This is a genomic window from Cellulosimicrobium cellulans (assembly GCF_024124905.1).
GTDB classification, from domain to species: domain Bacteria; phylum Actinomycetota; class Actinomycetes; order Actinomycetales; family Cellulomonadaceae; genus Cellulosimicrobium; species Cellulosimicrobium cellulans_G.
Window position 1 is genome coordinate 402074 of record NZ_JAMXST010000005.1, and the last position, 13794, is coordinate 415867.

At 75.1% G+C, this 13794-nt stretch carries 10 protein-coding genes; 1 reads left to right on the forward strand and 9 read right to left on the reverse strand.

Features of this window, described 5'->3' with window-relative positions; translation table 11 throughout:
• The first annotated feature begins 71 nt into the window (after positions 1-71).
• On the forward strand, positions 72-725 hold the full coding sequence (locus NHH00_RS17040) for a chitinase (protein ID WP_253054464.1): 654 nt from the start codon (positions 72-74) through the stop codon (positions 723-725).
• Positions 726-847: 122 nt separating this feature from the next.
• Here the strand turns inward: NHH00_RS17040 and NHH00_RS17045 are convergent, their stop codons facing one another.
• The 9 genes from NHH00_RS17045 to NHH00_RS17085 all read right to left on the reverse strand — a co-directional run bounded on the left by NHH00_RS17045 (position 848) and on the right by NHH00_RS17085 (position 13794).
• Positions 848-3367 (reverse strand): alpha/beta hydrolase-fold protein, encoded by a 2520-nt coding sequence (locus NHH00_RS17045; RefSeq protein WP_253054466.1) that lies wholly within the window; start codon positions 3365-3367, stop codon positions 848-850.
• A 146-nt stretch (positions 3368-3513) separates the two neighbouring features.
• Positions 3514-4323, reverse strand: a complete 810-nt coding sequence (locus NHH00_RS17050; protein ID WP_253054468.1) for an HpcH/HpaI aldolase/citrate lyase family protein — start codon at positions 4321-4323, stop codon at positions 3514-3516.
• Positions 4324-4397: 74 nt separating this feature from the next.
• Positions 4398-5618, reverse strand: coding sequence for a CaiB/BaiF CoA transferase family protein (locus NHH00_RS17055; RefSeq protein WP_253054470.1), 1221 nt, complete (start codon positions 5616-5618; stop codon positions 4398-4400).
• A complete protein-coding gene (locus tag NHH00_RS17060; protein WP_253054472.1) occupies positions 5615-7693 on the reverse strand; it encodes an SUMF1/EgtB/PvdO family nonheme iron enzyme in 2079 nt (692 codons plus the stop codon). Before NHH00_RS17060 ends, NHH00_RS17055 begins: the two co-directional genes overlap by 4 nt.
• Positions 7694-7746: 53 nt before the next feature.
• Positions 7747-8799: a ribokinase gene (locus tag NHH00_RS17065; protein WP_253054474.1), complete on the reverse strand. Its 1053-nt coding sequence runs from the start codon at positions 8797-8799 to the stop codon at positions 7747-7749.
• Complete coding sequence (locus NHH00_RS17070; RefSeq protein ID WP_253054480.1) at positions 8796-10295, reverse strand: ADP-ribosylglycohydrolase family protein; 1500 nt, start codon at positions 10293-10295, stop codon at positions 8796-8798. Before NHH00_RS17070 ends, NHH00_RS17065 begins: the two co-directional genes overlap by 4 nt.
• The gene (locus tag NHH00_RS17075; protein WP_253054482.1) at positions 10292-11497 is read right to left on the reverse strand and encodes an ADP-ribosylglycohydrolase family protein; all 1206 of its coding nucleotides are present in this window, start codon (positions 11495-11497) and stop codon (positions 10292-10294) included. The genes NHH00_RS17070 and NHH00_RS17075 overlap by 4 nt, the downstream gene beginning before the upstream one ends.
• A 137-nt stretch (positions 11498-11634) precedes the next feature.
• The gene (locus NHH00_RS17080; protein WP_253054484.1) at positions 11635-12924 is read right to left on the reverse strand and encodes an ABC transporter substrate-binding protein; all 1290 of its coding nucleotides are present in this window, start codon (positions 12922-12924) and stop codon (positions 11635-11637) included.
• Positions 12925-12966: 42 nt separating this feature from the next.
• Positions 12967-13794, reverse strand: coding sequence for a carbohydrate ABC transporter permease (locus NHH00_RS17085; RefSeq protein WP_253054486.1), 828 nt, complete (start codon positions 13792-13794; stop codon positions 12967-12969).

Here is a 13794-nt window from a genome sequence, read left to right on the forward strand (position 1 = left end):
TCTCCTCACGAATCGCCTAGGGTGGGTCGGGGCGTGATGCCGCGCCCACGCCGACCCGACGAGGGGGACCCATGACCGACCCGACGCCGACCGCAGCCACCCCGCCGACGTTCGTCGTGACCGAGCAGCAGTTCGAGGCGATGTTCCCCGAGCGGAGCGCGTTCTACACGTACGCGGGGCTCGTCGCCGCGACGGCCGCGTACCCGGAGTTCGCGACGACGGGCGGCGACCGCGTCGCCCGCCGCGAGGCGGCGGCGTTCCTCGCGAACGTGAGCCACGAGACGCACGGGCTGGTGCACGTCGTCGAGGTGAACACCGCGAACTACCCGCACTACTGCGACCCCGCGCAGCCCTACGGGTGCCCCGCCGGGCAGGACGCCTACTACGGCCGCGGCCCGCTCCAGCTGAGCTGGAACTTCAACTACCGCGCGGCCGGCGAGGCGCTGGGGATCGATCTCCTGGCCGACCCGTGGCTCGTCGAGCAGGACCCGACCGTCGCGTGGCAGACCGCGCTCTGGTACTGGAACACGCAGCCCGGCACGGCCTCGATGACGTGCCACGAGGCGATCGTCGGCGAGCACGGCTTCGCCGAGACCATCCGGTCCATCAACGGCCCGCTCGAGTGCGAGGGCGGCAACCCGCGCCAGATGAACAACCGCGTCCGCCTCTTCCGCCACTACGTCGAGATCGTCGGCACCACGACGGGCGACCACCTCACCTGCTGACCACTCCGGTCCCTGCCGCCCCCACCCCGCGCCGAACACGACGTTGCTGTCGTTATCCGGCGGATAACGACAGCAACGTCGTGTTCGACCGCGCGCGGGGTCGTGGTCGGCGGCAGCAGCGGTCAGGCGCAGGCGAGCGCGGCGTACGGGACGACGGCGGTGCGGCCGTCCGCGGTCGCGGTCGCCTCGCCCGCGGGGACGGTCGCGGCGCGGGCGGGGAACGCCTGGTAGGCGCTCGCGCCCGGAGCGACGTCCGTGACGGCGCGCGAGCCGAACGGCGTGGCGAGCTCGACGTCGACCGGTGCGTCCGCCGTGCTCGTGGCGCGCACCGCGACGTAGGCCTTCCCGGCCAGGCACCGCGACTCGGCGGTGACGGTCAGCGGCGGCTCGCCCGTGCCGGAGCCCGGTACGACGGCGTCCCACGGCACACGCGCGACGAACACGTCCGCAGCACCCGCGTTGGTCGTGCCCGCGGTGGCGCCGTACGTGAGCCCGGTGAGCAACGCCGCTCCCTCGCCGGTCGTGCCGGCTGAGTCGTCCGAGTCTGGCCCGGAGGCCGGGGCCGGAGCCGCGAACAGGTTCGCGTCGTCCCACTCGTCGGCGCCGTCGCGCTCGCGCGACCCGGTCTGGGTCGCCTCGCCCGGGGCGCCGTCGGCCGCGACGGGGATCGTCACGACGTCGACCCCGCCGACGGCCGTGCCCAGCGCGCCGTACGTCGTGCCGACGACGAGCACCGCGTCGTCGGCGCCGAGCACGCCCGTCACGCCGCGGTCGTCGGTCGACGTGCCGACCTGCGTCGTCCACAGGACCTCGCCCGCGGTGTCGAGGGCACGCACGACGACGTCGTTGTCCCCCTTGTTGCCGTCGTCGCCGAGCGCCCCACGCGTGTGCCCGACGGCGACGACCGACCCGTCCGAGCGCGCCACGAGGCCGTTGACCTGGTCGTTCTCGCTCGTCGCGACGGCGCGCAGCCACTCCCGCTCGCCGTCGGCGTCGTAGCGCGCGACCCAGCCGTCGTTCGCGCCCGCACGCTCGGCCCCGGGCATCCCGCCGCCCGACACCCCGCCCACGTACACCGCGCCGTCGGGCGAGGCCGCGACCGCGAGCGCCTTGTCCTCGCCGGGCCCGCCCACCTGGCGCAGCCACAGCAGCTCGCCCGCCGCGGAGACCCGCCCGACCAGCGCGTCCTTGTCCCCGGCGCTCGGCGCGTCGCCCACGGCACCGGTCGTGTACCCGGCGACGTAGGCGCCGCCCGCGCCGTCGGGCGCGACGGCGTAGAAGCGGTCGGCCGCGCCGGGGTCGCCGGTCTGCAGCGTCCAGGCGCGCTCGCCGTCGGCGGTGACGGCCGCGACGAACCCGTCGTCGCGCGTCGTGCCCGCGTGGGCGCCGTCGAGGTCGCCCTTGGTGTACCCGGCGACGAGCACGCCGCCGTCGGCGCCCGGCACGACGCCGTACGCGCGGTCGTCCGCGGCCGTCGCGACCGCGTGCCGCCAGACCTCGGCGCCGTCGGCGTCGCGCCGCACGACGACCGTGTCGAGCCCGCCCGCGGGCTCGTACCCGTCCCACGCACCGGCGAGGTTCAGCGCGACGGCGGTCCCGCCGTCGGGCAGGGCCGCGACCCCGCCCGCGCGGTCGTCGCCCGCGGAGCCGAGGAGCTCGGCGTCCCACGGCGCGGTGGGCGTGGTGCGCAGGCGCGCCGAGACGTCGACGACCCCCTCGCGGAACGCGGGCCGCCAGACGTCCCAGTCGTGGCCGCCGTCGAGCACGCGCAGCTCGGCCGTCACGCCCGGGACGCGGCGCGCCTGGTTGTAGAGGCGTGCGGACTCGAAGTCGATGTCGTGCGTGGCCTCGGCGGGGTCGGGGTTGGCCCACTCGTCGTCGCCGACGGCGACGAACAGGTGCACCGGGAGCGCCGGGTCGAGCGCCGCGAGCGCCGTCGGGTAGGACAGCTCCGTGTACCGGTCGGCGTCGAACGGCGCGGTCCCGACGCCGTAGCCGCCGTGGTCGCGGGCCGAGGAGTCGGCGGGCGGCTGCGGCACGTAGACGGCGGGGCTCAGCACGATGCCCGCGGAGAACGTGTCCTGGTGGGCGAGCGTGAACCGCAGCGCGCCCGCGCCGCCCATGGAGTAGCCGCCGACGGCGCGTGCCTCGCGGTCCTCGACCGTGCGGTAGGTCGCGTCGACGTGCTCGACGAGGTCGCGCGTGAACGCCGTCTCGACGGCGGTGCCGGCCCCGGCCCCCGTCGCGTCCCCGGTGTACAGCGAGTCGGTGTACCAGGAGCCGCGGTCGTTCCACGGCGCGTCGGGCATGACGACGACCATCGGCTGGATCTCGCCCGCCCCGATGAGCTCGTCGAGGTCGCCCGTGACCTGCTGCCACGCGGCCTGCGTGTCGCCGCGGCCGTGCAGCAGGTAGAGCGTCGGGTACTCCTGCTCCGCGTCGTCGTAGCCGGGCGGCAGGTAGACCGTGTAGTCGATCGGCCCGGCCGCCGACTCCGCGACCCGCCCCGGCTCGACCGTGCCCTGCTCCGCGGCCGTCGCGGGCAGCGCGAGCCCCAGCCCGCCCAGGCCGACCGCGAGGGCCAGCGCCGTCCCGACCGCCGTCGTCCCGGGCCGCCGGTGCGGCCGTGGTGCTCCGTCCATCGTGTTCTCCTCGTCGAGATCCGTTGATGTGCTGCCCCCTCCCCCCTCCCCCACGCGCCGAACACGACATGAGGGTCGCTATCCGGTCGATATCGACCTTCATGTCGTGGTCGACGGCGCGCAGGGTCGTGCTCGGCGCCGGGGCGCTAGCCGGCCGGGCGGCGGTCCGCCAGGGCCAGCACGGTGCGCGCGCGCTCGACCATCGCGACGTCGAGGAACGTGCCGTCCGCGAGCGCGACGACGCCCGTGCCCGACGCCGCGGCGTCGCCGACGCGGTCCACCACCTCGTGCGCGCGGGCCACCTCGTCCGGGGTCGGGAGGAACGCGTCGCGGATGGTGTCGAGCTGCGCGGGGTGGATCGCGGTGCGGCCGCAGAACCCGAGCGACCGCCCGGCGCGGCACGACGCCGCGAGCCCGTCGAGGTCGCGCACGTGCGTGTACGCGGACATCGCGGGCGACGGCAGCCCCGCCGCCCGGGCCGCGACGACGACCCGGCTGCGCGCCCACGCGAGCCCGGCCTCGTCGTCGACCCGCAGGTCGGAGCGCAGGTCCGCCTCGCCGAGCCCGAGCGACGCGACCTGCGGCGACGCCGTCGCGAGCTCGAACGCGCGCTCGACGCCGAGGGCCGACTCGACCAGCAGGTGCAGCGCCCGCCCGGGGAGCGCCGCCGCGAGCGCGCGCACCTCGTCGACGGACTCGACCTTCGGCGCGCGCGCCCCGACGGCGAGCGGGAGCCCGGCGAGGGCCGCGACGTCGGCGGCGTGCCACGGCGTCGCGGGGTGGTTGATCCGCACCTGGACCCCGCGCGCGGCGGCGGCCTCGTCCAGCAGCCCGACGGCGTTCCCCCGCGCCTCGTCCTTGCGCGCCGGCGCGACGGCGTCCTCGAGGTCCACGAGCACGACGTCGGCCGCGGACCCGAGCGCCTTGGCCACCCGGTCGGGCCGGTCCGCGGGCACGTACAGCAAGGTCAGCGGCGGCGCACCGGCCCGGGACGCGCGCCGGTCTCCCGGACCCGGCCGAGCGCCCGCACTCATACCGCGCCCTCCGCCCGGAGCTCCGCGACGCGCTCGGGCGAGAAGCCGAGCTCGCCGAGCACAGCGTCGGTGTCGGCGCCGTGCGCGCGGCCGGTGAAGCGGATGACGCCGTCGTTCTCGGACATCCGGAACAGCGGGCCCTGCATGAGCATCGGCCCGAGCTCGGGGTCCTCGATCTCGTGGATCGTGCCGAGCGCGCGGAACTGCGGGTCGTCGACGATGTCCTGGGCGTCGTAGATCGGCGCGACGGCGGCCTGCGCCTCCTCGAACGCGGCGACGACCTCGTCGCGCGTGCGCTGCGCGATCCAGCCGCCGACGGCCTCGTCGAGCAGGTCGGCGTGCTGCGCGCGCTCGACGCCGCTCGCGAACCACGGCTCGTCGACGATCTCGGGGCGCCCGACGAGGCGCATGACGCGCTCGGCGATGGACTGCGCCGACGTCGACACCGCGACCCACTGCCCGTCGCGCGTGCGGTAGGTGTTGCGCGGCGCGTTGTTCGCGGACCGGTTGCCGGTGCGCGGCTGCACGGTGCGGAGCTGGTCCCAGCGCGTGATCTGCGGCCCGAGCATCGCGAGGATGGGCTCGATGATCGCCGTGTCGACGACCTGCCCGTGCCCGGTGCGCTCGCGCGTGGACAGCGCGACCATGACGGCGAACGCGGTCGCGAGCGACGCGACGCCGTCGGCGAGCCCGAATGGCGGGAGGGTCGGCGGGCCGTCGGGCTCGCCGGTCATCGCGGCGAACCCGCTCATCGCCTCGGCGAGCGTGCCGAACCCGGGGCGGGTGCGGTACGGCCCGACCTGCCCGAACCCGCTCACGCGCGCGAGCACGAGCCGCGGGTTGCGCGCGGACAGCTCGTCGTAGCCGAGGCCCCAGCGCTCGAGCGTGCCGGGCCGGAAGTTCTCGATGACGACGTCCGCCTCGGCGACGAGCGCGAGGAACACCTCGCGGCCGCCGTCGCTCCCGAGGTTCGCGGTGACGGTGCGCTTGTTGCGCCCGAGCGTCTTCCACCACAGGTTCACGCCGTCCTTCGCGGCACCGTGCGTCCGCGACGGGTCGGGCTTCGTGGGGTGCTCGACCTTGACGACGTCGGCGCCCAGGTCGCCGAGGTGCATCGCCGCCATGGGCCCGGCGAACAGCGTCGACGCGTCGACGACGCGCAGGCCCGCGAGCGCGCCCGCGGCCGGGTCGCGCGAGACGCGCGGTGCGTCCGTCATGCCGTCACCTCCTCGGCGGGCTGGTCGGCGGCGAGGTCCCACGCGCAGCGGAACCCGACGGTCGCGCCGCGCGCGAGCCCCAGGCCGGGGACGAGGAGCTTGACGGCGTAGTCGGCCGCGTGGCGCCCGCCCTCGACGTACCAGTCGGAGCCCTCGGCGCGGTAGTCGCTGCCGCCCTTGAGCATGACGAACCGGGTGCGGCCGTCGGAGTGCTCGGAGCCCGTCCAGCTCCACACGGCGGGCTCACCGCGCGCCCAGCCGGGCTGCTCGGCCGCCAGCTGCCACTCGTCCTCGGTGGGCAGGCGCCCGCCGCGCCACGCGCAGTACGCCCGCGCGTCGTCGAGGTCGACGAACGTCACGGGCTCGTCCTCCGTGCCGGGCGCGGGACGGCCGTCCTTCCAGTGCGCGAGGAAGCGGTGCGCGACAGCGGGCACGTACCCGGTGGCCGCGAGGAACTCCGCGAACTCCGCGTTCGTCACGTCGCTCCCGACCGCGACCGGAGCGGCGAGCTCGCCGTCGCGCTGGAGGGTCCGCGCGTCGTGCAGACGTGGCGGGAGCGGCTTCCACTCGTCCACGTACGGCGCACCCTGGTACATCCCGGTCTCGCGCGCGCGGTACCGGACGGTCAGCACGTACGGCCCCGCGGGCACGACGACGGCCCCCGCCCCGGGCGCACCGCTCGCCCCGGGAGCCGCGACGGTCTCGGCAGCGGGTGCGAGACGCCGCGCGAGGCGGTGCGGGAACCGCGCGTCGGGGTCGTGCGGCGCGGTCTCGTCGAGCGCGGCGACCGTGTCGCGCAGGTGCGGCAGCCAGTCGGGCTCGCCGACGCCGTCCGCCACGCACAGCACCGCGGCGACCCCCCGCCCCGGCACCCGCACGCCCCGCCGAACCCGGGATTCCTCCCCACCGACGGCCCCGGCCGAGGAACGATCCAGGGTTCGGCGGGAGGGGTGGTCGGGCGGGAGGAGGGGGCCGTCGTAGTCGGACTCCCCGCGGTTGACCAGCGTCCACAGGGTCACGCCGTCGAGGTCCCAGCGCGAGGCGTAGACCCCCGCCTCCTCCGCCTCGGGGGCGAGCTCGGTGAGGGGCGTCCACTCGCCGTCGAGCAGCAGCGGTCGCGCCGCGCGCTGGACCGTGACGAGGCGCTTGACCGTCGCGGCGTCGCGCCGCGACCACCCGACCCACACGCCGAACACGACCTCCCACACCATGACGCCCACGCCGTTGAGCCACGCGGACTGGAGCTCCTCGGAGTGGTCGCGGTGCCAGCGGCGCACGTGGTGCTGCATGTGCCGGCGCTCGTACCAGTGCGCGCGCAGCACGCCGGGCACGGGCGAGTCGGCGAAGAACTGCCCCCACGACGACGAGTGGTCCTCGATGCGCTCGACCGGGAGCTTGGACTCGCCCTCCAGGACGATGCCCGGGCGCGCGGCCTCGAGCCGCGCGACGAGCTCCGGCTCGGCCTTCTTCAGCGTGTCGAGGAAGACGCCGTCGGCGCCGAGGTCTCGCACGACGGCGGCGAGCTCGGTGAGGTCGTCGTCGCCGCGGCGCGTGCCGACGTCCCACGGGTTGTAGTCGACGAACACGTGCAGGCCCGCGTCGTGGAACGTCCGCACGAGGTCGACGATGCCCGGGACGTCGCGGTAGAAGTCCCACTGGTTGCGGTCGTCGATCCCGATGACGGGGTACGCGTGCCACAGCACGACGGCGTCGAGGCCGCCGAACCGCTCGCGCGCGTCGGCGAGGAACCGCTCGGGCGTGAACCGGTGCTCCTCGAACGAGTACAGCAGCTCGTCCCACAGCCACACCTGCGCGACCGTCGAGCACCCCGCGGCCCACGCCGCGTCCGGGCGGTCGTACGCGGCGCCCGTGTACCCGTGGCGGCGGCGCGCGTCGTCGCGCCACGCGGCGAGGCGCTCGCGCCAGGCCGGGCGGTCGGCGGGGTCGGCCGGGCCGACGAAGATCTTCGCCTCGTCGAGCGCGAGGGACTGCTCGGGCGTGAGCGGCCCGTCGAGCGCGACCTCGGTCGGCAGGTCGATCGGGCGCGGGACCAGCGGGTCGAACGTGTAGGTCATGGTGCCTTTCCCTCGGCGGGCCGGGCCCGCGCTCGGTCGTGCGGTGAACAGGCTCAGGTCGGTCGGGTGAGGCCCTCGGCCCGCCGCGCGAGCGCGACGACGTCCGCCGCGTCGGGCACGGCGTCCTGCGCCCCGGGCCGGGTCACCGCGAGCGCGCCCGCGGCGGCGGCGAGCCGCGCGGCGTCGGGCAGGTCGGCGCCGCGAGCGAGCGCCGCGGCGAGGACACCGCAGAAGGTGTCACCCGCACCCGTCGTGTCGACGGCGTCGACGGCGATCGCGGGGACGAGGGTGAGCAGCTTGCCGCCGGGCAGCCGCTCGAGCACGAGACTGCCCCGGCCGCCGAGCGTCACGACGACGGCCGGCACCCGCTCGATCAGGAGCCCGGCGAGGCCCTCGGGGTCGACGTCGCCCGCCGTCTCCCCCTCGGGACCCGGAGCGCCCTCGACGCCCTGCACGTCTCCGGGAGGTGGCGCCGCACGGAGGTCAGCCCCGGCGAGGTCCGCAGCCTCGTGCTCGTTGACGACGAGCACGTCGATCTCGGCCCAGAGGTCGTCCGGGAGATCGCGCGACGGCGCCGCGTTGAGGACCAGCAGCGCGCCCGGTCGGCGCGCCGCGGCGGCGGCGCGCACGACGTCGAGCGGGATCTCGAGCTGCGCGAGCACGACGTCCGCGGCGGCGATCCGCTCGGCCTGCGCCGCGCCGATGCTCACGTACGAGTTCGCGCCGGGCGCGACGACGATCGCGTTCTCGCCGTCGGGCGAGACGGTGATGAGCGCGGTGCCTGTCGCGGCGTCCACGCGCTCGACGAGGTCGGTCCGCACGCCGCCGCGGTCGAGCGACGCGAGCAGCAGGTCGGCCGCGTCGTCGTGCCCGAGCGCGCCGACGAACGTCGTCTCGGCACCGCCCGCGCGCGCCGCGCCGACCGCCTGGTTCGCGCCCTTGCCGCCGGGGTTGCGCCGCAGCTCGCCGCCGAGGATGGTCTCCCCGCCACCGGGGTGCCGCGGCACGTCCACGACGAGGTCGACGTTCGCCGACCCGACGACCACGACCCGTCCCGAGCCGCCCGGGACCGTGGCGGCCTGCTCCCCGTCCGCCGTCGTGCTCATGCCCGTACCTCCTCTGGGGGACCCTGCACGGCTCCCCCGGCCACCACGACCGGGACCGTCGCGAGCGCGACCGTCCGCGCCGCGAGGTCCACGATCCTCTGCTCGCCGCCGGGCAGCGAGGTCGCGATGCGGCCGTCGAGCGGGCGCGTCCACTGCGGGCCGATCCCGTCGACGCCCTGCAGCGCACCCACCACGCCGCCGACCGTCGCGCCGGCGGAGTCGGTGTCCCACCCCGCGGTGACGGCGATCGCGACGCTCGCGCCGAAGTCGCCGCGGCCGTCCGCGCCGCGCCCCGCGGTGAGCGCGTAGGCGATCACCGCGGCGTTGTTGAGCACGTGCACCCAGTGCAGGTCGCCGTACGCGGCGTGGATCGCGTCGAGCCCGGCGCGCACGCCCGCCTCGGACGCCTCGCCGTCGCGGCCCGCGTCCCTGCCGAGCCGGATCGCGGCGGCCAGGCGGCTGCCCGGCGGCACGACGGCGTCCGCCGCGTCGAGCACCTCGTCCACCGTCTCGCAGACCATCGCCGCCGACGCGAGCGCGGCCGCCCATATCGCGCCGTACGCGCCGTTGCGCGTGTGGCTCAGGCGCGCGTCCGTCCACGCGAGGCGCGCGGCCTCGCGCACGTCGCCGGGCGAGACCCAGCCGAGCACGTCCGTGCGGATGAGCGCGCCGATCCACTCGCGGAACGGGTTGTGGTGCGTCGCCGTCTCCGGCACCGGCCGCGCGTCGAGGATGTTGCGGTACGCGGCGCGCTCGGCGGTGAACACGCGGCCCGCGGGCAGCGCGTCGAGCCAGAGCTGCGCGACGTCGTCGGTCGTGAAGCCGCGCCCGTGCCGCTCCAGCAGGGCGAGCGCGAGGATCGGGTAGTTGAGGTCGTCGTCCTCCGGCATCCCGTCGATGTTCTCCTCGAGCGACGTCGGGGCGCTGCGCCGGTTCCACGGCCAGCGCGCGGCGACGTCGTCGGGCAGCCCGACGGCGGTGAACCAGCGGTCGAGCGGCCACCGGCCCGTCGCGCGCAGGATCTCCTCGATCCCGGCGCGCGGGATCTTCTCGACCGGCTTGCCAAGCAGGCAGCCCGCCGCGCGGCCGGTCCAGGCGCCGAGCACGCGGTCGGCGTACGCGGCGTCGGCGGCGGTGGCGGTTCCGGTCGCCGCGCCGGCGGCCGTGCCGCCGGGAGGCCCGACGGCGCCCGGGCGGGTCGGCAGGCCGGGCGCCGCCGGGAGCGTGGCGAGGATCGCGTCCCAGTCGTCGGGCTCGTGCGGCGCGGGCGCCGCGGGCAGCGCGTCCAGCTCGACGAGCAGGTCGCGCGCGAGCGCGCGCAGCGCCGGGGTCGCGGGCACCGGTCCGGCACCGCTCACCGCGGGGACGGGGTCCCCGCCCGCAGCGGTCCAGCGCTCGCGCACGTCGGCGAGCGCCGCAGGGTCCTTGCCCTCCGCCGTCGCCTGGACGAGCTCGTGCGCGAGGAGGTCCTCGGGCTGGGCCCAGGTGAGCCTCACGCCGGGTCACCCGCCCGCGCGGGCTGCGCCGCGCCGTCGGGCACGCCGGGTCCGCTCCCGTCCACGGACGCGCCGCCGAGCTCGGCGAGCGCGCGCAGGCGCGACGTGGCGCGCTCGCGGTCGGAGCGGAGGATGTCCGCCGCCGCGGACGCCATGAGGCGACCCGTCTCGCGGATGTCCATGCGGCTCGCGTCCTCGATCGCGTCGAGCCACTCGTCCGGCACGACGGCGGTCCCGCCCAGCCCGGCGCACACGGCACCGGCCATGACGGCGATCGAGTCGGCGTCGCGCCCGTAGTTCACGGCGCCGAGCACGGCGCCGCGGAAGTCGCCGTGGTGCCCGAGCACGAACCCGAGCGCGGCGGGCAGCTCCTCGATGGACTTGGTGCGCGACGGGCGCCGCGCGTCCATCGACATCTGCCGGTACGCGGGCCCGACGGAGTCGAACGGCGCGACCGTGTCGCGGATCAGCCGCGCGAGGGCGCGCTCCTCCTCGTCGGTGGTGGGCGCCGTCGTCCAGCCGTCGAAGGCGTCGACGACGGCGCGCAGCGCGGCGGCCGTGCCGTCGTGCGCGACGTCGAGCGCGGCGTGCACGACGTCGTCGACCGTCGCCCCGGGCGCGACGGACGCGGCGACCATGGCCGCGAACACGCCCGCGGCCTCGCGGCCGTAGCTCGACTGGTGCGCGCCCGTGAGGTCGATCGCCTCGGCGTACGCGCCGCGGGGGTCGCCCGCGTTCGCGAGGCCGACCGGCGCGACGTACATCGCCGCGCCGCAGTTGACGACGTTCCCGACGCCCGCCTCGCGCGGGTCGACGTGCCCGTAGTGCAGGCGCGCGACGATCCACTTCTCGGCGAGGAACACGCGCTGGAGCAGCAGCGCGGTCGACTCGAGCTCGGGGATCCACCGCGGCTCGCCGATCATGAGCGGCACGAGGTCCTCGGCCATCGCGTACGCGTCGAGGTGCTCGCGCCGCTTCGCGTACACCTCCACGAGCGCGCGCGTCATGAGGGTGTCGTCCGTGACGTGCCCGTCGCCCTTGTGGTAGGGCGCGATCGGACGCGCGTCCTGCCAGTTCGGGTACCAGGGCTCGACGATCCCCGTCACGCGCCCCCCGTGGCGCTCCTCGATCTGCTCGGGGGTCCAGCCCTCGGTGGCGCCCCCCAGCGCGTCCCCCACCGCCGCTCCGGTGATCACTGCCACCGCTCGGTCGTCCAGCCAGGTCACGGTCCACTCCCTGTCGATCTCTCCTCGGCGCGGGTCGCGCCCGGTGCGACCCGTGGGGGCCGCGGTTCCCGGCGGGGGCGGTCGACCACCGACCGACCCCGCCGCTTGTCCTGCTACTTGGTGATCTCGTCCCAGCCCGACTCGAGCTCGGTCGCGAGCTGGTCGGCGTCGATCTCCTGGGCGAGGAACTTCTGGTACGCGGGCGTCGCGACCGTGTCCTTCCACTGCGCGTACGCGTCGACGAACAGGTACGGCGCGGACGTGAGGAACTGACCGGACGAGAGGATCGTCGACCAGCCGTTCTCGTCGCCGAGCGACGTCGCCATGGCCTCCTGCGCCGACGTCGTCGCCGGGATGAGCGCGTCCGCCTCGTTGAGCGCAGCGAGGTTCTCGGTGTCGGTGAAGAACTCGATGAACTCCGCGGACTCCTCGACGTGCTCGGAGTCGATGTTCACCGACAGGGTCTGCGGGTTGGCGGCCTGCTCGGCGCCGTCGGGACCCTCGAGCGGAGGCAGCACGACCCAGTCGAAGCCCTCGGGCGCGTCGTTGGCGATGTTCGCGGCCTGGAACGAGCCCTGGATCGTCATCGCGACCTGGCCGCCGTAGAACGACGCGAGCGTCTCCGACCCGGACTGCGTGAGGGTCACCGGCAGCACCGTGTTGTCGGTGTGCGCCATCTCGTCGACGAGCTCCGGCAGCGCCATCTCGCCCTCGCCGATGGTGATGCTCGCGTCGGCGCCGGTGCCCTCGAAGTACTGGCCGCCGAACCCGGGAGCCATCGCCATGAACGCGGCCGTCGGGCTCGCGAGCCCCCACCCGAGCCCGTACGCGCCGTCCTTCGTGGTGGCCTTGGCGATCTCGCGCAGCTCGTCCCACGTCATGGTCTCGCCCGTGGGGATCTCGACGCCCGCGGCCTCGAGCATCGTCCTGTTCGCGAACACCATGTAGGACTGCAGCTCGGTCGGGTACGCGATGACCTGGTCGTCGACGGTCACGGAGTCGAGGATGCCCTCGGGGATGTCGGCGCGCTTCTCGTCGGACATGTACTCCGACAGGTCGGCCAGGTAGCCGTCCACGGCGAAGGGCACGATGCTCGCCGCCTCGTAGTGGATGATGTCCGGCGCGGCGCCGCCGTTGAACTGCGTGATGAGCTTGTCGTAGATGCCGTCCCAGCCCGCGGGCACGATCTCGACCTGGACGTCGGGGTTCGCCTCGTTCCAGTCGGCGACGATCTTCTCGGTCGCCTCGATCGCGGCGGGCTGGTCGGACAGCGACTGGAACTTCAGCGTCACGGGGCCGCCGTCGGTGCCGTCGTCCCCGCTGCCGCCCCCGCTGGAGCAGGACGCGACGAGCAGGGTCGTGATCGTGAGGCATGCGGCGATGGACGCACCACGAGTCTTCATGGTTCTACCTTTCGGGTGGGGGTGGTTCGGGGGTTCATGGGGTCACCCCTTGACGGCGCCGGACAGCAGGCCGCCGGTGAGCTTCTTCTGCATGATCGAGAAGAAGACGATGCTGGGGATGGCCGCGAGCACGGAGCCCGCGGCGAGGGGACCGAGCGCCACCTTGCCCTCGCCGCCGATGAACATCTTCAGCGTGATGGGCAGCGTGTAGTTCTCGGGCGACTGGAGCAGGACGAGCGCGAAGAAGAACTCGTTCCACGAGGACACGAAGCTGAACATCGCCGTCGCGACGATGCCCGGCATGAGCAGCGGGAAGACGATCGTGCGGAGCACGGTGAACCGGCTCGCGCCGTCCATCGAGCCCGCCTCCTCCAGGTCGACCGGGATCGCGGAGACGTAGCCCTGCATCATCCACAACGCGAACGGGAGGGTGTACGTGGTGTGGACGAGCGTCAGCCCGACGAGCGAGTCCGTGAGCCCGATGGTCCGCAGGATGAGGAACAGCGGCAGGATGATGAGGATCACCGGGAACACCTGGCTCACCAGGATCCAGCCGACGCCCGCCGCGCGGATCTTGCCGCGCAGGCGCGCGAGCACGTACGACGCCGGCAGCGCGATGACGATGACGAGCATCGTCGAGACGACCGCGACGATCGCGCTGTTCCACGCCGAGCGCACGAGGCCCTGCCGCGAGAGCGCCTGGGAGTAGTTCTCCCAGTGGAAGTCCTGCGGGACCAGGCTCACGGTGAGCGAGTTGAGCTCGCCCGACGACTTGAGCGAGGCCGAGATGAGCCACAGCAGCGGGAAGCCGAGGAAGAGGATGTAGAACGCCAGGGCCACGTACTGGGCCGGGCGGACGAGTGCGCGCAC